At 62.5% G+C, this 20,858-nt stretch carries 18 protein-coding genes and 3 tRNA genes; 2 read left to right on the top strand and 19 right to left on the bottom strand.

Annotation, left to right across the window (positions count from 1 at the left end; genetic code table 11):
- Positions 1 to 22: 22 nt before the first annotated feature.
- The 16 genes from rpsJ to HT051_RS07735 form a co-directional block, all read right to left on the bottom strand.
- On the bottom strand, positions 23 to 331 hold the full coding sequence (gene rpsJ, locus HT051_RS07810) for a 30S ribosomal protein S10 (protein WP_069438070.1): 309 nt from the start codon (positions 329 to 331) through the stop codon (positions 23 to 25).
- A gap of 62 nt (positions 332 to 393) precedes the next feature.
- Positions 394 to 1,584, bottom strand: coding sequence for an elongation factor Tu (gene tuf, locus HT051_RS07805; protein ID WP_174541515.1), 1,191 nt, complete (start codon positions 1,582 to 1,584; stop codon positions 394 to 396).
- A 78-nt stretch (positions 1,585 to 1,662) separates the two neighbouring features.
- Complete coding sequence (gene fusA, locus HT051_RS07800) at positions 1,663 to 3,738, bottom strand: elongation factor G (RefSeq protein ID WP_174541514.1); 2,076 nt, start codon at positions 3,736 to 3,738, stop codon at positions 1,663 to 1,665.
- 22 nt (positions 3,739 to 3,760) lie between these two features.
- Positions 3,761 to 4,231, bottom strand: coding sequence for a 30S ribosomal protein S7 (rpsG, locus tag HT051_RS07795; RefSeq protein ID WP_174541513.1), 471 nt, complete (start codon positions 4,229 to 4,231; stop codon positions 3,761 to 3,763).
- Between the two features lie 11 nt (positions 4,232 to 4,242).
- Complete coding sequence (rpsL, locus tag HT051_RS07790) at positions 4,243 to 4,614, bottom strand: 30S ribosomal protein S12 (RefSeq protein ID WP_174541512.1); 372 nt, start codon at positions 4,612 to 4,614, stop codon at positions 4,243 to 4,245.
- A gap of 471 nt (positions 4,615 to 5,085) precedes the next feature.
- Positions 5,086 to 9,294 carry a DNA-directed RNA polymerase subunit beta' gene (rpoC, locus tag HT051_RS07785; protein WP_174541511.1) on the bottom strand — a complete coding sequence of 1,403 codons (4,209 nt, stop codon included), beginning with the start codon at positions 9,292 to 9,294 and terminating at the stop codon, positions 5,086 to 5,088.
- A gap of 104 nt (positions 9,295 to 9,398) precedes the next feature.
- Positions 9,399 to 13,541: a DNA-directed RNA polymerase subunit beta gene (rpoB, locus tag HT051_RS07780; RefSeq protein WP_174541510.1), complete on the bottom strand. Its 4,143-nt coding sequence runs from the start codon at positions 13,539 to 13,541 to the stop codon at positions 9,399 to 9,401.
- A 140-nt stretch (positions 13,542 to 13,681) separates the two neighbouring features.
- On the bottom strand, positions 13,682 to 14,059 hold the full coding sequence (gene rplL, locus HT051_RS07775; RefSeq protein ID WP_174541509.1) for a 50S ribosomal protein L7/L12: 378 nt from the start codon (positions 14,057 to 14,059) through the stop codon (positions 13,682 to 13,684).
- Between the two features lie 60 nt (positions 14,060 to 14,119).
- Positions 14,120 to 14,638, bottom strand: coding sequence for a 50S ribosomal protein L10 (gene rplJ / locus HT051_RS07770; RefSeq protein WP_174541508.1), 519 nt, complete (start codon positions 14,636 to 14,638; stop codon positions 14,120 to 14,122).
- 361 nt (positions 14,639 to 14,999) lie between these two features.
- Positions 15,000 to 15,695, bottom strand: coding sequence for a 50S ribosomal protein L1 (gene rplA / locus HT051_RS07765; RefSeq protein WP_174541507.1), 696 nt, complete (start codon positions 15,693 to 15,695; stop codon positions 15,000 to 15,002).
- A 4-nt stretch (positions 15,696 to 15,699) separates the two neighbouring features.
- Complete coding sequence (rplK, locus tag HT051_RS07760) at positions 15,700 to 16,125, bottom strand: 50S ribosomal protein L11 (protein WP_174541506.1); 426 nt, start codon at positions 16,123 to 16,125, stop codon at positions 15,700 to 15,702.
- A gap of 133 nt (positions 16,126 to 16,258) precedes the next feature.
- Positions 16,259 to 16,789: a transcription termination/antitermination protein NusG gene (gene nusG / locus HT051_RS07755; protein ID WP_174541505.1), complete on the bottom strand. Its 531-nt coding sequence runs from the start codon at positions 16,787 to 16,789 to the stop codon at positions 16,259 to 16,261.
- 11 nt (positions 16,790 to 16,800) lie between these two features.
- Positions 16,801 to 16,998: a preprotein translocase subunit SecE gene (gene secE, locus HT051_RS07750; protein WP_174541504.1), complete on the bottom strand. Its 198-nt coding sequence runs from the start codon at positions 16,996 to 16,998 to the stop codon at positions 16,801 to 16,803.
- A 176-nt stretch (positions 16,999 to 17,174) separates the two neighbouring features.
- Positions 17,175 to 17,251, bottom strand: a tRNA-Trp gene (locus HT051_RS07745).
- 137 nt (positions 17,252 to 17,388) lie between these two features.
- A tRNA-Gly gene (locus tag HT051_RS07740) sits at positions 17,389 to 17,462 on the bottom strand.
- 19 nt (positions 17,463 to 17,481) lie between these two features.
- Positions 17,482 to 17,566, bottom strand: a tRNA-Tyr gene (locus HT051_RS07735).
- Between the two features lie 211 nt (positions 17,567 to 17,777).
- Here HT051_RS07735 and rlmB point away from each other — a divergent pair.
- Entirely contained in the window at positions 17,778 to 18,620 is an 843-nt protein-coding gene (rlmB, locus tag HT051_RS07730) for a 23S rRNA (guanosine(2251)-2'-O)-methyltransferase RlmB (protein WP_174541503.1), read from the top strand.
- A 28-nt stretch (positions 18,621 to 18,648) separates the two neighbouring features.
- Here the strand turns inward: rlmB and HT051_RS07725 are convergent, their stop codons facing one another.
- The 3 genes from HT051_RS07725 to HT051_RS07715 form a co-directional block, all read right to left on the bottom strand.
- Positions 18,649 to 19,263: a hypothetical protein gene (locus HT051_RS07725; RefSeq protein WP_174541502.1), complete on the bottom strand. Its 615-nt coding sequence runs from the start codon at positions 19,261 to 19,263 to the stop codon at positions 18,649 to 18,651.
- 98 nt (positions 19,264 to 19,361) lie between these two features.
- The gene (locus HT051_RS07720; RefSeq protein ID WP_174541501.1) at positions 19,362 to 19,715 is read right to left on the bottom strand and encodes a hypothetical protein; all 354 of its coding nucleotides are present in this window, start codon (positions 19,713 to 19,715) and stop codon (positions 19,362 to 19,364) included.
- Positions 19,716 to 19,925: 210 nt separating this feature from the next.
- Positions 19,926 to 20,297 (bottom strand): hypothetical protein, encoded by a 372-nt coding sequence (locus HT051_RS07715; protein ID WP_208454292.1) that lies wholly within the window; start codon positions 20,295 to 20,297, stop codon positions 19,926 to 19,928.
- Between the two features lie 264 nt (positions 20,298 to 20,561).
- On the opposite strand from HT051_RS07715, the gene HT051_RS07710 reads away from it, so the two are divergent.
- Positions 20,562 to 20,849 carry a YqjD family protein gene (locus HT051_RS07710; RefSeq protein WP_174541499.1) on the top strand — a complete coding sequence of 96 codons (288 nt, stop codon included), beginning with the start codon at positions 20,562 to 20,564 and terminating at the stop codon, positions 20,847 to 20,849.
- Positions 20,850 to 20,858 lie beyond the last annotated feature (9 nt).

Below are 20,858 nucleotides of genomic sequence, written 5' to 3'. Positions count from 1 at the left end.
CTCGAACGCCCTAGTTAAAGCTCTAGAGCTTGATCTCAACATCGACACCGGCTGCCAGATCGAGCTTCATCAAAGCATCGACGGTCTGCGGGGTCGGGTCCACGATATCGAGCAAGCGCTTATGCGTGCGCATCTCGAACTGCTCGCGGCTCTTCTTGTCGATATGCGGCGACCGGTTCACGGTGAACTTCTCGATCCGCGTCGGCAGCGGGATCGGGCCCCGCACCTCAGCGCCCGTGCGCTTCGCCGTATTCACGATCTCCTTCGTCGACGCATCCAGGATGCGATGGTCGAAGGCCTTGAGCCGAATTCTGATGTTCTGGCTTTGCATCCCAATGGTCCCAGAAAAGACAGGCGCGCCGCATCAGGCGGCGCGCCGTGCCGCATTCCTCGTTACTCGATGATCGACGACACCACACCGGCGCCGACGGTCCGGCCGCCCTCACGGATGGCGAAGCGAAGCTTCTCCTCCATGGCGATCGGCACGATCAGCTCAACGGTCATGGCGCAGTTGTCGCCCGGCATCACCATCTCGGTGCCTTCCGGCAGCTCGACCACACCGGTCACGTCGGTGGTGCGGAAGTAGAACTGCGGACGGTAGTTGGTGAAGAACGGCGTATGGCGGCCACCCTCTTCCTTGGTGAGAATGTAGGCCTCGGCCTTGAACTTCGTGTGCGGCGTGATCGAGCCGGGCTTGCACAGCACCTGGCCGCGCTCGACACCCTCGCGCTCGATACCGCGCAGCAGGCAACCCACATTGTCGCCGGCCTCACCTTGATCCAGCAGCTTGCGGAACATCTCAACGCCGGTGACGGTCGTCTTGCTGGTCGGCTTGATACCGACGATCTCGACTTCCTCACCCACCTTGACGACGCCGCGCTCGATACGGCCGGTCACCACGGTACCGCGACCGGAGATCGAGAACACGTCCTCGATCGGCATCAGGAAGGGCTGATCCTTCGGACGCTCGGGCTGCGGGATGTAGGAGTCCACGGCCTGCATCAGCTCGAGGATCTTCTCAGCGCCGATTTCAGGGTTGTTGCCCTCGACGGCGGCCAGAGCCGAACCGGAAACGATCGGAATGTCGTCACCCGGGAACTCGTAGCTGGAGAGCAGCTCGCGAACCTCGAGCTCGACGAGCTCCAGAAGCTCCGGATCGTCGACCTGGTCGACCTTGTTCAGGAACACCACCAGAGCCGGCACACCGACCTGACGGGCGAGCAGGATGTGCTCGCGGGTCTGCGGCATGGGGCCGTCGGCAGCGGACACCACCAGGATGGCGCCGTCCATCTGCGCCGCGCCGGTGATCATGTTCTTCACATAGTCGGCGTGGCCCGGGCAGTCGACGTGGGCGTAGTGACGGTTTTCGGTCTCATACTCCACGTGAGCGGTGGAGATGGTGATGCCGCGCGCCTTCTCTTCCGGCGCCTTGTCGATCTGATCGTAGGCGGTGAAGGTCGCACCGCCGGTCTCGGCCAGAACCTTGGTGATCGCAGCCGTCAGGGTCGTCTTGCCGTGATCGACGTGACCGATCGTCCCGATGTTACAATGGGGCTTGGCCCGCGAAAATTTTTCCTTAGCCATCCTGGCTCTCCATCCTTCTACAAAAGAAGCAAAACATCTGGCGGCGTACCGCCTAACTCTTCTCCGCGACGAACCCGCTTACGCGAACTTCGCCTGAACCTCGTCAGCGACCTGCTGCGGCACCTGCGCATAATGGTCGAACTGCATGGTGAACTGGGCCCGCCCCTGGCTCATGGAGCGCAGCGTGTTCACATAGCCGAACATGTTGGCCAGCGGCACCATCGCATTGACGACAGTCGCGATGCCCCGGGGCTCCTGTCCCCGCACCTGGCCACGCCGGCTGGTAAGATCGCCGATAATGCCGCCGACATATTCTTCCGGCGTCACCACCTCGACCCGCATGATCGGCTCGAGGAGCTTCGGCGCGGCTTTCTGAGAAGCCTCGCGGAAAGCGGCACGGCCGGCGATCTCAAAGGCCATGACGCTCGAGTCCACATCGTGATAGGCGCCATCCGTCAGCGTCACCTTGACGTCGAGGATCGGGAAGCCGGCGATGATGCCCGCATCCATAACGCTACGAACGCCCTTCTCGACACCCGGGATGTATTCCTTCGGGATATTGCCGCCAACGACGGTGTTCTCGAACACGAAGCCCTCGCCCGCCTCGGCCGGCTCGACGGTGATCTTCACCCGCGCAAACTGGCCCGAACCGCCGGTCTGCTTCTTGTGGGTGTAGTCGACATCGGTCGGCTTGGTCAGCGTCTCGCGATAGGCAACCTGCGGGGCGCCGACATTGGCGTCCACTTTGAACTCGCGGCGAAGCCGGTCGACGATGATGTCGAGATGAAGCTCGCCCATGCCCTTGATCAGGGTCTGACCGGATTCGTGATCCACGGACACGCGGAACGAGGGATCCTCCTGCGCCAGGCGGTTCAGCGCCAGACCCAGCTTCTCCTGGTCGCCCTTGGTCTTGGGCTCCACGGCAACCTCGATCACCGGCTCCGGGAACTCCATCCGCTCCAGGATCACAGGGCTCATCGGATCGCAAAGCGTGTCGCCGGTGGTCACATCCTTCAGACCCGCCAGAGCGACGATGTCGCCGGCATAAGCCTCTTTGATGTCCTCGCGGCTGTTGGAGTGCATCTGCAGCATACGGCCGATGCGCTCGCGGCTTTCCTTGACCGTGTTCAGCACGTTGCCGCCGGTCTCCACCACACCGGAATAGATGCGGCAGAAGGTCAGCGAGCCGACGAAGGGATCGTTCATCACCTTGAAGGCAAGCATGGCGAGCGGCACATCGTCGGAGCACTTGCGGCTCACCTCTTCGCCGGTCTTCACGTCGATGCCCTTGATCGGCGGCACATCTTCCGGCGAAGGCAGATAGTCGATCACCGCGTCGAGCAGCGTCTGCACACCCTTATTCTTAAAGGCGGAGCCGCACAGCACCGGCACGAAGTCGAGATTGACCGTGCCCTTGCGGATCAGCGCTTTCAGCGTATCGGTGTCGGGCTCGTTACCCTCCAGATAGGCCTCCATAGCGGCCTCGTCGAGCTCCACCGCCTGCTCGATCATCGCCTCGCGATATTCGGCAGCCTGATCGGCCAGATCGGCCGGGATATCGACCACGTCGAACGAAGCGCCGAGAGTCTCGTCGTTCCAGATCACCGCATTCATAGCGACCAGGTCGACAATGCCCTTGAAGTCGTTCTCGGCACCGATCGGCAGCTGCAGCACGATCGGATTGGCGCCGAGGCGCTCCTTGACGGTCTTCACGGAGTTGAAGAAGTCGGCGCCGATCTTGTCCATCTTGTTGACGAAGATCATGCGCGGCACGTGATACTTGTCGGCCTGGCGCCACACCGTCTCGGTCTGCGGCTCCACACCCTGGTTGGCGTCAAGCAGTGCCACCGCACCGTCGAGCACGCGGAGCGAACGCTCCACCTCGATGGTGAAGTCCACGTGGCCGGGGGTGTCGATGATGTTGACGCGCTTGTCTTTCCAGAAGGCAGTCGTCGCGGCGGACGTGATGGTGATGCCGCGCTCCTGCTCCTGCTCCATCCAGTCCATGGTTGCAGCGCCGTCATGAACCTCGCCAATCTTATGGCTCCGGCCCGTGTAATACAGGATCCGCTCCGTCGTCGTGGTCTTACCGGCGTCGATATGCGCCATAATCCCGATGTTGCGGTAGTCCTTGAGCGGGGTCTCGCGTCCCATGACGAATAATCCTTAAAGCTGCTTACCAGCGATAATGAGAGAAGGCGCGGTTGGCATCGGCCATGCGATGCGTGTCCTCACGCTTCTTGACGGCGTTGCCGCGATTGTTCGCGGCATCGAGCAGCTCTCCAGAGAGGCGCTCGACCATGGTGTTCTCGTTGCGGGCGCGGGCGGAGGCGATGATCCAGCGGATGGCCAGCGCCTGACGGCGATCGGCCCGCACCTCGATCGGCACCTGATACGTCGCGCCACCGACACGGCGGGAGCGAACCTCCAGCGCCGGCATCACGTTCTGCAGCGCCTGATGGAACAGTTCCACCGGGTTCTGCTTGGTCTTTTCCTCGACGGCGTCCAAAGCGCCGTAAACGATGGTCTCAGCTGCGGACTTCTTCCCCTCCTGCATGATCGAATTCATGAACTTGGTGAGGATGATGTCCCCGAATTTCGGATCGGGGATGATCTCGCGCTTTTCTGCTCTATGCCGCCGGGACATGGCCTAGTTCCTTACTTCGGACGCTTGGCGCCGTATTTCGAACGGCGCTGACGACGGTCGGCGACACCCTGGGTGTCGAGCACGCCGCGGATAATGTGATAACGCACACCCGGAAGGTCCTTCACGCGTCCACCGCGGATCATCACCACCGAGTGCTCCTGCAGGTTATGCCCCTCGCCCGGAATGTAGCTCGTCACTTCGAGCCCATTGGTCAGACGCACGCGCGCAACCTTACGAAGCGCCGAGTTCGGCTTCTTCGGGGTCGTCGTGTAAACGCGGGTGCAGACGCCTCGCTTCTGCGGGCAGGCCTGCATCGCAGGGACTTTATTCCGCTTCAGCACCTTCTGGCGCGGCTTGCGGATAAGCTGCTGAATCGTGGGCATGTTCGCCTTTACCGATCGTTCCAATATGGGCTTTCGCCCGAAAACCAAATGCGGGCACCAAGCCCAACGCGAATGGGGGCCTTAGCGCCCAAAACATAAGAGCCGAAGTGCGCGTCAGCGCTCGCTCCAGCCCCCTTTACCAGAGGATCTCAAGGCTGAGCCTCAAGATCATGAACCCGAATTTGATCCGGTTGATCCGCCAGCGTTTAACCCGCCGCCACGTTTTTCGCTTTGGCTTTACGGTTACGACCTGCCGTTGAAGTCCGCGCCTTGTATCAGGCGGTTTCTTGCATCGTCAAGAGCGAAGCCGCGGAAAACTGCGCCTTAGGGCGACTATTTTCCCCAAAACGCCCCTGCCCTGTCCAAGGGCCCATCCTCGCCCCCAAAAAGGGGGTGAAACGACAAGGTCCGGCCGGGATTTCACCCTCGGCCGGACCTCAGATTCGTCAGAAGAGAAAGAGAGATTCGGCCCTAGACCGATTCTTCCTGACTCTCTTCCGGCTCGCCGCCGGCGGTTTCCAGCTGCTCGGCAGAAACCTTGGCACGCTCCTCGGCGATCAGATCGTCGCGATGGCTGGCCACCTTCTTCAGCCGGCCCAGCATACCGCCGGTACCCGCCGGAATCAGCCGGCCGACGATGACGTTCTCCTTCAGCCCTTCCAGCGTATCGACCTTGCCGTTGACCGCCGCGTCGGTGAGGACGCGGGTGGTCTCCTGGAAGGAGGCCGCCGAGATGAAGGAGCGCGTCTGCAGGCTCGCCTTGGTGATGCCGAGCAGGACATGCTGACCGGTGGCCGGCTGCTTGCCCGCCGCGACCGCCTCCGCATTGGCATCGTCGAAATCGAGCCGGTCCACCTGCTCGCCCTTCAGGAACTCCGTATCGCCCGGATCCTGAATCTCCATCTTGCCGAGCATCTGCCGGACGATCACCTCGATATGCTTATCGTTGATGGTCACGCCCTGCAGCCGGTAGACCTCCTGGATCTCGTTCACCAGGTAGTTGGCCAGCTCCTCGACACCCTTAATGGCAAGGATGTCGTGCGGTGCCGGATGACCGTCGAGCAGGTATTCGCCCTTCTCGATCCGGTCGCCGTCCTGCACCGAAAGGTGACGGCCTTTGGGGATCAGGAATTCCACCGGATCCGCTCCCTCGTCGGGATGGATGGTGACCCGCCGCTTGTTCTTATAGTCGCGGCCGAATTCCACGATACCGGAGACCTCGGCGATGATAGCGTGATCCTTCGGACGCCGCGCCTCGAACAGCTCCGCCACCCGCGGCAGACCGCCGGTGATGTCGCGCGTCTTGGCACTCTCCATCGGGATACGGGCCAGCACGTCGCCGCCCTTCACCTCGCTGCCCGGAGCGACCGACATAATGCCGTCGACCGGAAGAAGGTAACGGGCCTCGCCGCCGCGCGGCAGCTTGAGGATCTCGCCCTTCTTGTCCTTGATCACCACGGCCGGACGCAGGTCCGAACCGCGAGGGCTAGCACGCCAGTCGATGATCACGGTCGAGGTGATACCGGTCGACTCGTCCCGCTGCTCGGACACCGAAACGCCTTCCACCAGATCCTCGAAGTCGACAACGCCTTCGATCTCGGTCATCAGCGGGCGGGTATAAGGATCCCACTCCGCCATGCGCTCGCCGCGCTTGACCTTCTGACCGTCGTCGACGCGCAGATGCGTACCGTAAGGCACGCGGTGCACGGCGCGCTCGTTGCCGTCCTCGTCGATGATCGACAAGACCGTGTTCCGGCTCATGACCATGTGGCGCCCTTGCGAGTCGGTGACCACGTTCTTCTGCTTGATCTTGACCGTGCCGTCATAGCTGGCCTCAAGCGAGGACTGGTCGATGACCTTCGAGCTCGCCACACCGCCCAAGTGGAAGGTACGCATGGTGAGCTGGGTGCCCGGCTCGCCGATGGACTGAGCGGCGATAACGCCGACCGCCTCGCCCATATTGACCGGCGTACCGCGGGCCAGGTCGCGGCCGTAGCACGCGGCGCAGATGCCGTTGCGGGTCTCGCAGGTCAGCGCCGAGCGGATGCGGATCTCCTGGACGTTCGAATTCTCGATCGCCTCGACCTGCTCCTCTTCGATCAGCTGGCCCTTCTTGACGATGATCTCGCCGGTGGCCGGATCCTTCACATCGTCCAGCACGGTGCGGCCGAGCGCACGGGCGCCCAGCGTCACGGTGACCTCGCCGGAATCCACCACCGCACGGGTGGTGATGCCCTCTTCGGTCCCGCAATCCGTCTCGGTGACGATGCAGTCCTGCGCCACGTCCACCAGACGCCGGGTCAGATAACCGGAGTTGGCGGTCTTCAGCGCGGTGTCGGCCAGGCCCTTACGGGCACCGTGGGTCGAGTTGAAGTACTCGAGAACCGACAGCCCCTCCTTAAAGTTGGAGATGATCGGCGTCTCGATGATCTCGCCCGACGGCTTGGTCATCAGACCGCGCATACCGGCAAGCTGCTTCATCTGGGCGGGCGAACCACGCGCACCCGAATGAGACATCATGTAGATCGAGTTGATCGGCTTCTGGCGTCCGGTCTCCTCGTCGATCTGCACCGCGGAGATACGCTTCATCATCTCCTTGGCGACCGTCTCGGTGCACTCGGTCCAGGTGTCGACCACCTTGTTGTACTTCTCGCCCCGGGTGATCAGACCGTCATTGTACTGGGCTTCGTATTCCAGCACGAGATCGGAGGTCTTGCTGACGATGTCTTCCTTGGTCTCCGGAATGAGCATGTCATCCTTGCCGAAGGAGATACCCGCCCGGCAGGCATAGGCGAAGCCCAGACCCATGATCTTGTCGCAGAAGATGACCGTCTCCTTCTGACCGCAGTGGCGATAGACCACGTCGATCATGTGGGAGATGTCCTTCTTGGTCAGCAGACGGTTGATCAGGTCGAAGCCGGTCGCCGAACGCTTCGGCAGAAGCTCGCCGAGCAGCATGCGTCCGGGCGTCGTGTCGTAGATCGCGGTATGCTCGTTACCGTCCTCGTCCACGCCGGTGAAGCGGCCTTTGATCTTGGTGTGCAGCGTGACGACCTTGGCATCCAGCGCGTGCTGGATCTCGGCCACCGAGCCGAACATCATCCCCTCGCCCGGCTCGTTATCCGCCTCGAGCGACAGATAGTAGAGACCGAGGACGATATCCTGGGACGGCACGATGATCGGCGAGCCGTTGGCCGGGTGCAGGATGTTGTTGGTCGACATCATCAGCACGCGCGCCTCGAGCTGCGCTTCCAGGGAGAGCGGCACATGGACCGCCATCTGGTCGCCGTCGAAGTCGGCGTTGAACGCCGCGCAGACCAGCGGATGCAACTGAATCGCCTTACCTTCGACCAGGGTGGGCTCAAAGGCCTGAATGCCGAGACGGTGCAGCGTCGGCGCGCGGTTCAGCAGCACCGGATGCTCGCGGATCACCTCGTCCAGGATATCCCAGACTTCCGGCTTCTCCTTTTCGACCAGCTTCTTCGCCTGCTTCACCGTGGAGGCATGGCCCTTGGCGTCGAGCCGCGAATAGATGAACGGCTTGAACAGCTCCAGCGCCATCTTCTTCGGCAGGCCGCACTGATGCAGCTTCAGATCCGGGCCGACCACGATGACCGAACGGCCCGAATAGTCGACGCGCTTGCCGAGCAGGTTCTGACGGAACCGGCCCTGCTTGCCCTTCAGCATGTCGGACAGCGACTTCAGCGGACGCTTATTGGCGCCGGTGATGACGCGGCCGCGGCGGCCATTATCGAACAGCGCATCGACCGCCTCCTGCAGCATGCGCTTCTCGTTCCGGATGATGATATCCGGCGCGCGAAGCTCCATAAGCCGCTTCAGACGGTTGTTACGGTTGATGACGCGGCGATAGAGATCGTTCAGATCCGAGGTCGCGAAGCGGCCGCCATCCAGCGGCACCAGCGGTCGCAGCTCCGGCGGGATCACCGGAACCACGGTGAGGATCATCCACTCCGGACGGTTGCCCGACTGGATGAAGGCCTCGACCACTTTCAGACGCTTGGCGAGCTTCTTCGGCTTCAGCTCGGAGGTCGTCTCGGCGATCTCCTCGCGAAGCTCGGCTGCGGTCTTCTCCAGATCGAGATTCTTCAGAAGCTCGCGGATCGCCTCGGCGCCGATCGCAGCGGTGAAGCTGTCCTCGCCGAATTCGTCTTGCGCCTCGATATACTGCTCCTCGGTGAGAAGCTGCATCGGCTGCAAGGTGGTCAGACCCGGCTCCAGAACGATGTAGTTCTCGAAATAGAGAACCCGCTCCAGATCCTTCAGCGTCATGTCGAGCAGCAAGCCGATGCGCGAGGGCAGCGACTTCAGGAACCAGATATGCGCCACCGGCGCAGCCAGCTCGATATGCCCCATGCGCTCGCGCCGGACCTTGGCGAGCGTCACTTCCACGCCGCACTTCTCGCAGATGACGCCCTTGTACTTCATCCGCTTGTACTTGCCGCACAGGCACTCGTAGTCCTTGGTCGGGCCGAAGATACGGGCGCAAAACAGCCCGTCCCGCTCCGGCTTGAAGGTGCGGTAGTTGATGGTCTCAGGCTTCTTAATCTCACCGTAGGACCAGGAGTAGATTTTCTCCGGGCTCGAGATCCCGATCTGGATCTGATCGAAGTTCTGCTGCTGGTTCTGCGGATTGAAGAGATTGACGATTTCCTGATTCATTCTTTCGTTCTCCCGAGTGCCTGGCCGGGGCACTGTTTCGGTCGCCAAATTCGTCGTCTCAAGCCTGCGCCGCCGCATTCACGCGAAACGGCGCAGGCGCCCGGCTACTCCGCCGCCGGGCGCTGCGTAATCTGCGGTGCGTCCGAAGCCTCGTCCTGAGGCTTGGGCTGGACCAGGTCGACATTGAGACCCAGCGCCCGCATCTCCTTGACGAGCACGTTGAAGCTCTCCGGAATACCGGCTTCGAAGGTATCGTCGCCGCGGACGATGGCCTCGTAGACCTTGGTACGGCCGGCGACGTCGTCGGATTTGACAGTCAGCATCTCCTGCAGCGTATAGGCTGCGCCGTAAGCCTCCAGAGCCCACACCTCCATCTCGCCGAAGCGCTGGCCGCCGAACTGGGCCTTACCGCCGAGCGGCTGCTGGGTGACAAGGCTGTACGGGCCGATGGACCGCGCGTGGATCTTGTCGTCGACCAGGTGGTGCAGCTTCAACATATAGATGTAGCCCACCGTGACCTTGCGTTCAAACTCCTCGCCAGTCCGCCCGTCATAGAGCGTGACCTGCCCCGACCCGTCGAGGCCCGCCTGCTCCAAGAGCGCGGTCACGTCGGTCTCGTGGGCACCGTCGAACACCGGCGTTCCCACCGGCACGCCCGGACGGAGCAGCTCGGCCGCTTCCACCAGCGCATTGTCGTCGAGCTCGGCAAGCTTGGGATCGCTGCCGTAGATCTCCTTCATCGTATCCTTGACCGGCTTCAGCTTGTTGGTCTCGTGATACTCGTCGAGCGCCAGCCCGATCTTGTGTCCGAGGCCGCGGCAAGCCCAGCCCAGATGGGTCTCCAGGATCTGACCGACATTCATGCGGCTCGGCACGCCGAGCGGGTTCAGCACGATATCGACCTGCGTCCCGTCCTCCAGATACGGCATATCCTCGATCGGGAGGATCTGCGAGATCACGCCCTTATTGCCGTGACGGCCGGCCATCTTATCGCCGGGCTGGATCTTCCGCTTCACCGCGACGAAGACCTTGACCATCTTCATCACGCCGGGCGGCAGCTCGTCACCGCGCTGCAGCTTGTCGACCTTGTCGACGAAACGCTGCTCGAGGCGCTTACGGGCATCGTCATACTGACGGCGAAGCCCTTCGACCTCTTCCATGGCCTTCTCGTTCTTGAGGGCGATCTCCCACCACTGGTGGCGATCGACCTCATCGATCATGGCCTCGGTGATCTTGGCATCCTTGGCGAAGCCCTTCGGCCCCTTGGCGACCTGCTTGTGCAGCAGCACGTCGCGTAAGCGGCCGAACACGTTGCGGTCGAGGATCGCGAGCTCGTCGTCGCGGTCCTTGGCGAGACGCTCGATCTCTTCCCGCTCGATCGCCATGGCGCGTTCGTCCTTCTCCACGCCGTGGCGGTTGAAGACGCGCACCTCGACCACCGTGCCGGCAACGCCGGGCGGCAGCTTCAGCGACGTATCGCGGACATCGGAGGCCTTCTCGCCGAAGATGGCGCGAAGCAGCTTCTCTTCCGGCGTCATCGGGCTCTCGCCCTTCGGCGTGATCTTGCCGACCAGGATGTCGCCCGGATGCACCTCGGCACCGATATAGACGATGCCGGCCTCGTCGAGATTGCGCAGCGCCTCTTCCGAGACGTTCGGAATATCGCGGGTGATCTCCTCCGGCCCGAGCTTGGTATCGCGGGCCATCACCTCGAATTCCTCAAGGTGGATGGAGGTGAACACGTCGTCGCGCACCACGCGCTCGGAGATCAGGATGGAGTCCTCGAAGTTGTAGCCCATCCACGGCATGAACGCGACGAGCACGTTGCGGCCCAAGGCCAGCTCGCCCAGATCGGTCGAGGGACCGTCCGCCACGATACCGCCCTTCGGCACGAAGTCGCCGACGCGAACCAGAGGCCGCTGATTGATGCAGGTGTTCTGGTTCGAGCGCTGGAACTTGCGCAGGTTGTAGATGTCGACGCCGGACTTGGACGGATCGGTCTCTTCCGTCGCGCGGATGACGATACGGGTGGCATCCACCTGATCGACGATACCGGCGCGGCGGGCCGCAATCGCGGCACCGGAGTCGCGGGCCACAACCTGCTCCATGCCAGTACCGACAAACGGCGCTTCCGCCGTAACCAGCGGTACGGCCTGACGCTGCATGTTCGAGCCCATCAGCGCGCGGTTGGCGTCGTCGTTCTCCAGGAACGGGATCAGCGCCGCGGCCACAGACACAAGCTGCTTCGGCGACACGTCGATCAGATCCACCTGCTCGGCCGGCGTCAGCTCCACATCGCCGGCATGGCGCGTGGTCACCAGCTCATTGGCGAAGGTGCCGTTCGGGTTCAGCTCGGCATTGGCCTGGGCGATGATGTAGCGGGCCTCCTCCATGGCGGAGAGATAGACCACCTCATCGCTCACCTTGCCCTTGATCACCTTGCGGTAGGGGCTCTCGATGAAGCCGTATTTGTTCACCCGCGCAAAGGTGGCCAGCGAGTTGATCAGGCCGATATTCGGACCTTCCGGCGTCTCGATCGGGCAGATACGACCATAGTGGGTCGGATGCACGTCGCGCACCTCGAAGCCCGCCCGCTCGCGGGTCAGACCGCCCGGGCCAAGCGCCGACAGGCGCCGCTTGTGGGTGATCTCCGACAGCGGGTTGGTCTGATCCATGAACTGGGATAGCTGCGAGGAGCCGAAGAACTCGCGCACCGCGGCAGCCGCGGGCTTGGCGTTGATCAGATCCTGCGGCATCACCGTGTCGATATCGACCGAGGACATGCGCTCCTTGATGGCGCGCTCCATGCGCAGCAGACCCAGACGGTACTGGTTCTCCATCAGCTCGCCGACCGAGCGCACGCGCCGGTTGCCGAGATGGTCGATATCGTCGATCTCGCCCTTGCCGTCGCGAAGATCCACCAGGGTCTTGATGACCGCCAGGATGTCCTCTTTGCGCAAGGTGCGGACGGTGTCCTCGCACTCCAGATCGAGGCGCATATTCATCTTCACGCGGCCGACCGCGGAAAGATCGTAGCGCTCCGCATCGAAGAACAGCCCGTTGAACAGAGTCTGGGCCGCTTCCGGCGTCGGCGGCTCGCCCGGCCGCATCACGCGGTAGATGTCGAGCAGCGCCTCTTCCGGATTGGAGTTCTTGTCCGCCGCAAGCGTGTTGCGGATGAAGCCGCCGATATTGACATGGTCGATATCGAGGATCGGAATCTCCTTCAGACCCAGATCCTTCAGGGTGGCGAGCAGCTTCTCGTCGATCTCTTCGCCGGCCTCGCCGTAGATCTCGCCGGTCTCCGGGTTCAGCACCTCCTCGGCCAGATAGCGGCCATAGAGATCCTCGTCCTGGACCAGCAGCTCCTTCACGCCCTCTTCCTCGGCCAGCTTGCGGGCCAGGCGTGCGGTGATCTTGCGGCCGGCCTCGACCACGACCTTGCCGGTCTTGGCGTCGATCAGGTCGGTCATCGGCTTGATGCCGCGCATGCGATCCGGGTTGAACGGCATCTTCCAGCCGTCCTTGCTCGCCTTGAACGCAATGGCGTCGTAGAAGGTGGAGAGGATCTCCTCACCCTCCAGGCCAAGCGCATAAAGCAGCGTCGTCACCGGCAGCTTGCGGCGCCGGTCGATACGCACATGCACGATGTCCTTGGCATCGAACTCGAAGTCGAGCCAGGAACCGCGATACGGAATGATGCGGGCGGCGAACAGCAGCTTGCCCGAGGCATGGGTCTTGCCGCGGTCGTGATCGAAGAACACGCCTGGCGAGCGGTGCATCTGGGAGACGATCACGCGCTCGGTGCCGTTGATCACGAAGGTGCCGTTCGAGGTCATGAACGGCATGTCGCCCATATAAACGTCCTGCTCCTTGATGTCCTTCACGGAGCGGGCGCCGGTCTCTTCGTTGACATCGAAGACGATCAGACGCAGCGTCACCTTCAGCGGCGCGGCGAAAGTCATGTCGCGCTGCTGGCACTCCTCGACATCGTATTTCGGCTGATCGAAGGCATATCCGACGAATTCGAGCTGGGCCCGGTCGCCGAAATCCTTGATCGGGAAGACCGAGCGGAACACGGCCTCCAGCCCCTCGTCGGAGCGCCCGCCTTCGGGCTCATCGACCATGAGAAACTGGTCGTATGATTGTTTCTGAACCTCGATGAGGTTCGGCATTTCGGCCACTTCACGGATGTGACCGAACATTTTTCTCAAACGCTTATGACCATTCGACGTCTGCTGGGCCATAGAGTCCTCTTCCTGCGCTCGTAAGACGGCTCGCCGGAGACCCCGCAATTTGCGGAACCTCAGGTGAGACGTCTAATTTCAATTTCGGTGGGTTGACCGGACGGACACATATGGTGCCCGTCCGGAGGTTTTTCAACCCACTACTTCAGCTCGACAGTCGCACCTGCGTCTTCGAGCTTCTTCTTGATCTCTTCGGCTTCGTCCTTGCCGGCGCCTTCCTTGACAGGCTTCGGCGCGCCCTCGACCAGATCCTTGGCCTCTTTCAGGCCAAGACCGGTGATGGCACGGACTTCCTTGATGACGTTGATCTTCTGGGAGCCAGCAGAGGTCAGGACGACGTCGAACTCATCCTTCTCCTCAGCGGCGGCAGCTTCGCCACCACCAGCACCAGCGGCGGCAACGGCCACCGGGGCAGCGGCGGAAACGCCCCACTTCTCTTCCAGCATCTTGGCCAGGTCGGCGGCCTCGAGCACCGTCAGCTCCGAGAGCTGATCAACGATTTTTTCCAAATCAGCCATTTTGACTTTTCCTTGTCGGTTCAAATCTCGTCAGTGATGCAAGTCACGTACGTGTTGTCGTCAAGCCGCCTTGCCGGCCTCCGCGTAAGCGCTAAGCACACGCGCCAGCTGCCCAGCCGGTGCATTCGTCACGCGGGCGATCTTGCCCGCCGGCGCCTGCAACAGACCAACCAGCTTGCCGCGCAGCTCATCGAGCGAGGGCAAGGAAGCAAGTGCATTCACACCGTTGGAATCCAGCACCGTGGTGCCCATCGACCCGCCGAGGATCACGAATTGCTCGTTATCCTTGGCGAACTTGGAAGCCACTTTCGGCGCTGCGACGGGATCGTCGGAATAGACGATGCAGGTCGGTCCCTGCATCAGATCCGCAATACCCGTGGCATCGGTTCCTTCCAGCGCGAGCTTGACGAGCCTGTTCTTCGCCACTTTGACCGTTCCGCCAGCATCAAGCATGTTGCGGCGGAGTTCGGTCATCTTGGCGACGGACAGGCCGGCATAGTGAGCCACGACGACCACGCCGGTATTGGCGAAGACATCGTGAAGCGCCGCAACGACTTCGCGCTTCTCAGCTCTATCCACTGCTCACTCCGTAGGTATGGCCGAAGAACTCTCCGGCCGTTTCACCTGCCGCCGGAAACGCAAAAAGCGGCCCTGCAAAGAAGCCGCCTCGCCCTTCCAAGCGACGCTCCAATGCCTGTCCGCTTGCGCTCCGAAGAGCACGTAAGCCGTATCCGAGGTTCAAACCGATCTCCCGGGACGAGGATATAACCCCTCGCCCTGTGAACCGTTCGTCTCCCCGTCTCATGCAGGCCCCGTGCGTTTTCGCTAAATGCGCGTCCGCAAGGACTTAAGCGTGTTCCACACCTGCAATCTCGGACAGGTTCGGGCCGCCCCTTACGGGCCGGCCCAACTCCCGGGGCTCATCGCCCCGAAACTCCAATTACGCACCAATCTTCGAGGTCTCGACATGCACGCCAGGACCCATGGTCGAGGTCAGCGCGAGACGCTTAAGAAAGGTTCCTTTGGCGCCCGAAGGCTTTGCCTTGATCACCGCATCGACGAAAGCGCGGATATTCTGCTCCAGCGCCTCTTCGGTGAAGCTCGCCTTGCCGACGCCGGCATGGATCACGCCGGCCTTCTCGACGCGGAACTCGACCGCACCGCCCTTGGCAGCCTTCACCGCTTCGGCGACATCGGCGGTCACCGTGCCGACTTTCGGGTTCGGCATCAGGCCGCGCGGGCCGAGCACCTTACCCAGACGGCCGACCAGCGGCATCATATCGGGGGTTGCAATGCAGCGATCGAACTCGATCTTGCCCGCCTGCACCTGCTCCACCAGATCCTCGGCACCGACCACATCGGCACCGGCGGCCTTGGCCTCATCGGCCTTGTCGCCCTTGGCGAACACGCCGACACGGAGCGTCCGGCCCGAACCGTTGGGAAGCTGGCACACACCGCGCACCATCTGATCGGCGTGACGCGGATCGACACCCAGATTCATCGCCACCTCGACGGTCTCGTCGAACTTGGCCTTGGCGCCGCTCTTGACCATCTTCACCGCCTCGTCCAGCGAGTACAGCGTCTGACTATCGACCCCTTCGGCCGCGGCGCGATAACGTTTGCCAGGCTTGCTCATTGTCCTACTCCACCTGCAGACCCATCGAACGGGCAGAGCCCTCGACGATCTTCATCGCCTGCTCGACCGTGTTCGCGTTCAAATCTTTCATCTTCGCTTCGGCGATCTCGCGGATCTGCGCCTCGGAGACCTTACCGGCCGAGGTGCGGCCCGGCGTCTGCGAGCCCTTGCCGACCTTCGCTGCCTTCTTCAGGAGATAAGAGGCCGGCGGCGTCTTGGTCTCGAAGCTGAAGGAACGGTCGGCATAGACCGTGATCACCGTCGGCAGCGGCGAGCCGCCTTCTACGTCCTGGGTCGCAGCGTTGAACTGCTTGCAGAACTCGGCGATGTTCACGCCGCGCTGACCGAGCGCAGGACCGATCGGCGGGGCCGGATTGGCCTGGCCCGCCGGGACCTGCAGCTTGATATAGCCATCGATCTTCTTTGCCATCTCACTCTCGTCCTTATTCCGTCATTGCCGGGCTTGACCCCGCAATCCAGAGCCTCGCGCTCCTTGGCCTTCCGCCCTGGATGCCCGGCTCGAGACCGGGCATGACGTGCTATTTCGGCTTGCCGACTCGCTCTTAGAGCTTCTCGACCTGCCCATATTCCAACTCGACCGGGGTCGCGCGCCCGAAAATCGAAACCGCCACTTTGAGCCGCGCCCGCTCCTCGTCGACCTCTTCCACCAGACCGTTGAACGAAGCGAAGGGTCCGTCGGACACCCGCACCTGCTCGCCGATCTCGAAGGTGACGGAAGGCTTCGGCCGCTCCACACCTTCCTGCACCTGCTGCAGGATGCGCCCAGCCTCGGCCTCGGTGATCGGCACCGGCTTGTTGTCGGTCCCCAGAAACCCGGTGACCTTGGGCGTATCCTTAATCAGGTGGTAGGTGTCGTCGCTGAGCTCCATCTTCACCAGCACATAGCCGGGAAAGAACTTCCGCTCGGCGTTGACCTTCCGGCCGCGCCGGACTTCCACCACCTCTTCCATCGGCACCAGAACCTGCTCGAGCTTGTCCTCAAGCCCGGCAGAAACGGCACGCTCCTTGATCGACTCGGCGACCTTCCGCTCGAAATTCGAATAGGCGTGAACGATGTACCAGCGCATTGCCATCGATCAGGCCCCTAAATCCCAAATCCGAGCACGAGGCTCACCAGCTCACTCAAGATCCAATCCGCGGCCAGGAAGAACAGCGCAGCCAGGATCGACATGATCACCACCATGATCGTGGTGATGACGGTCTCCCGGCGGGTCGGCCAAGTAACCTTGGAGACCTCGGTCCGCACCTCCTGCAAGAACTCGAACGGATTTGTCTTCGCCATCGTCAGATCTGTCTTCCTCGATGCGGGCCCCGCATCGCTGTTTGCCTTTTGCGGCCTCAGGCTCTTCACGCCCCTGCCCTTGCGCATCACCGCCAAGATTGGGAGCGCTGGGGCCGGTTTCTCTTCAAGTGCGCCTCAATGGCTGCAACGAGCTTTGGGTATTCACCTCCACGCCGTGGCAGGAGTGGAGGGACTCGAACCCCCAACCCCCGGTTTTGGAGACCGGTGCTCTAGCCAGTTGAGCTACACTCCTATGATCCGTCGGGGGTTGCCGTCTTTACCGCCTCGCTTCGTAACGCCTTGTCGTATCGCCGCTTTTCGTCTCGTCTCTCGACCTTATCGGTCCGTTTTCATCTCGCCGCCACTCTTTCCTTCCGGCGCTCCTTGAATTGGAGCGGGTGAAGGGAATCGAACCCTCATCGTCAGCTTGGAAGGCTGCTGCTCTACCATTGAGCTACACCCGCCTCCATCCGCGCGAAAGGGTGGTGGAGGGGGTTGGATTCGAACCAACGTAGGCATAGCCAACGGGTTTACAGCCCGTCCCCTTTAGCCACTCGGGCACCCCTCCTCGAAGATGATTTTTCGGACTTGTCTTCAAACCACGCAAAAAGAACCCGCCGGTGGCCTGCAGGGTCCCGTTGAAAGACTTCGGTTTATGGAAAGGGGAGAGCGCTGTGTCAACTCCAAATCGGCCTTGTCTCGCCGAAATTCGTCCTGCAAATGAGCAGGGAGACGCGATTACAGGCATTCCGCGATAATGGCGCGGCGACGAGGCGAAAATGGGACGCAATGCACCAATCCCCTCCCCGAAGACGGCAAAGGGCCGGGGCAAAGGGGCGAATAGGGGCGCAAAACAACGGTTTCAAAAGGGCGGAGAGCGGCGGAAACCGGCCGCAGGACGACCCGGCGGCGACAACGTGCTGCTTTACGGCATCCATCCGGTGGAAGCCGCCTTGCGCAATTTCGACCGCCCGGTGCACCGGCTGATCGCAACCCCGAATGCCAGCCAGCGCCTGCAAGAGGCGATCGAACAACGGAAAATCCCGGTCGAGACCGCCCCGCCCAAGCAGCTCGACAAGCTGGTGGGGCCGGATGCGGTGCATCAGGGGGTGATTCTCGAGGCCGGCCCCCTGCCTGAACGCAGCCTGGACGAGATCGACGGCTCGGACCTCGTTCTGGTGCTGGACCAGCTCACCGACCCCCATAATGTCGGCGCCCTGCTCCGCTCCGCGGCCGCTTTCGGCGCCGGTGCCGTGATCATGCAGGAGCGCCACAGCCCGCCTCTGAACGGCACCCTGGCGAAATCCGCCAGCGGCGGGCTGGATCTGGTACCGGTGATCTTCGTGGGAAATCTCGCCCAAAGCTTGCAAGCGATTCGCAAGAAAGGCTTTTGGCTGGTCGGCCTCGCCGAGCAAGGCGCCACGGCGCTGGAGGGCGAAACCCCGCCTTCGTCGGTCGCCCTGGTGCTCGGCGCCGAAGGCAAGGGCCTGCGGCAGCTCACCCGCGAGACCTGCGATCAGCTCTGCCGCATCAGCACCGAAGATTCGCTCGCCAGCCTCAACGTCTCCAATGCCGGCGCCATCGCGCTGCATTGGGCGCGTTCGGCGACGAAGCGGACCTGACCCAAGCGGCGGCCAGCCCGCCGCACGGTCACTTCTTGGATTGGAATGCGCGGTCGGCCGAGGGACAGTAGGTCACCGGGCTCTTCTGCAGCTGCATCGCTTCGACCAGCTCCTGGCTGCCCTGCTCGAAGCTCGCCACCGTCGCGGCCGACCAATAAGCGGTATCGCAGGTCAGCGTATTGCAGGACCCGCCATAGGTGACGAAAGCGCCCGTGGTCTCGATCGCGCAAGAGCAGATGGCTTTGAGCGGATTGGACGGGTCGACCCGGCAGGGCTTGTTCAGGCAGTCGGTCCAGGGCTTGCCGGAAGGACAGGCCATCAGCGGCTTGGTGGGCGCCTGGGCGAAGGAATAGAGCGACATCACCGCAACGGTCTTGCCGCCCTCCTCCGTGGGCTTGCGCGCGTCGCAAGGCACGGTGCCGAAATTCGGACCCGACGTCACCTCGCAAGAGCAGATCGCCGTCTTGTCGGGGGCGCGCGGATCGGGAATGCATTTCGCCGAGGTGCAAAGCGCGTAAGACCCGGTGTCGCTGCAGACATCCGCCACGGCCGGGGCGTCCGCTGCGCTTGCCGCCAATCCCAAAGCGGAGGCAAGCGCCAGAGCCGTCAAAACCGTGATCGTCAAACGGGCAAGGAAATCCATCGCGCATCCCTGACGTCTTCGGTGGCGCGCTCTAAACGGCGCGCACAACAAGCAAAAAGGGAGGAGCCATGGCCCCTCCCTTAAATCATATTCAGGCGCTAATTGCAGAAGCGGCGCCCGTAACCGTCATACCAGCAATCCCGGCGCGGATAGCAGCGCACGCCGACACCGCAGCGGCCGCCATAGGCATAGATCGTGCCGGGCGGATTGTAGTTCGGATAAACATACGACGCGTAGCATCCGCCACAGCGCACCGGCTCGCGGCGCGGGATCGGATGCGGCGCGGGCACCGCAATTACGGGCGGGGACCGGTAGGCCGGCACCGGAGCCACCGGCACGACGACAACGCCGCGGCAGCGCTTCCAGCAGCGGGCCTCGGCGCTATCGCTCGCTGCCAGGTTGACGGCGAGCACCAGGCCGAGCAACGCAGCAAGACTCAGGACAAACTTCATCACGCGACTCCAACAAGACAAGACCCCGTCGAACCGGCAGGACCAATTCCTCGGCCAGCCGAAGGTCTCAGCAAGTTAAGTCGCCGCCACTCTCGGCGATGTTAACAGTGGAACTGCAATAGAAATCTAGCTTGACCGGCGCTTAAGCCCTGCCCCGCTTTGGCACGAAAGACCTATTCGAGACCCGATTCCGGAGTCGGTCTCGGCGCGCTATTTCACCGGGCCTTGCGGGGCGCCGCCATAAGCCTCTTCCGTGTAATGGAAGTACGGCATGCAGCGGGCATAGGCCTCGCTCACCGGCTGGCCGCCCTTGGTGTTGTAGGGCCGGTAGTACCACCAATAGTTATTGTCCACGCAGTAAAGCGCCTGCGGCTTCTTGCGGTGATGGAACCAGACCCGGTGACGGAGCCCTTGGCCCGCCTCGGCAGTTTGCGCTTCAAGCCCCGCAGAAGCCGCCCCCAAGGCGCCGTTGGCCTTGGCGTCCGGCATACCGGCGAGCATGAACAAGCCGACGAGAACGGCTCCCGCGGCTGCGAGCCAGATTGGATGGGATCCGCGATAGCTTCGCGATTTCGCCTGCATCTTACCCCCTCAATTCTGCGCCCCTGCGTCTGCTGCGGACTCTACTGCCATAAGCGTGCCGGGGAAAGCGCCGATCGCGGACATTTGGACGCTTACGCGATCACGCCGGTGCGCTCGTTTTCGAAGTATCGCGCTAATCGGATCGCAATATTCATCTGCGACACTCTTGGCTCCGCAAGCTGCGGAAGTGTTGGATTTCATGGAACAGAGCGCCGGGCCGCAAGTTGTTCGGAAGACTCTATACTGCAGGAAGGGATTTCAGGGATGTCCGATAATGACATGCGTTCGACGGCCAAGAAGACGGCCGCTGCCGCTGGCGTGACCGATGCGGAGATCGGCGAGCTCTCCGATCACATCGCTTCGATTCGCGAAGAGATTCAGGGGCTGAAGGACACCGTTTCCGGCATTGCCAACCGCCAGATGGGCCGCGCCCAGGACAAAGCCAAGGCAACGGCCACCGAGGCGGAGGACGCCATCAGACGAAATCCCCTCCAGGCCATCGCCATCGCGGCGGGGCTCGGCTTCCTGTTCGGCGTCTTCACCCGCCGCTAGGAAGGACGC

Source organism: Methyloligella sp. GL2 (assembly GCF_013341275.1).
Classification (GTDB): Bacteria; Pseudomonadota; Alphaproteobacteria; order Rhizobiales; family Methyloligellaceae; genus Methyloligella.
Note: the sequence above shows the minus strand (reverse complement) of the source record. Positions and strands in the feature narration are given on the sequence as shown.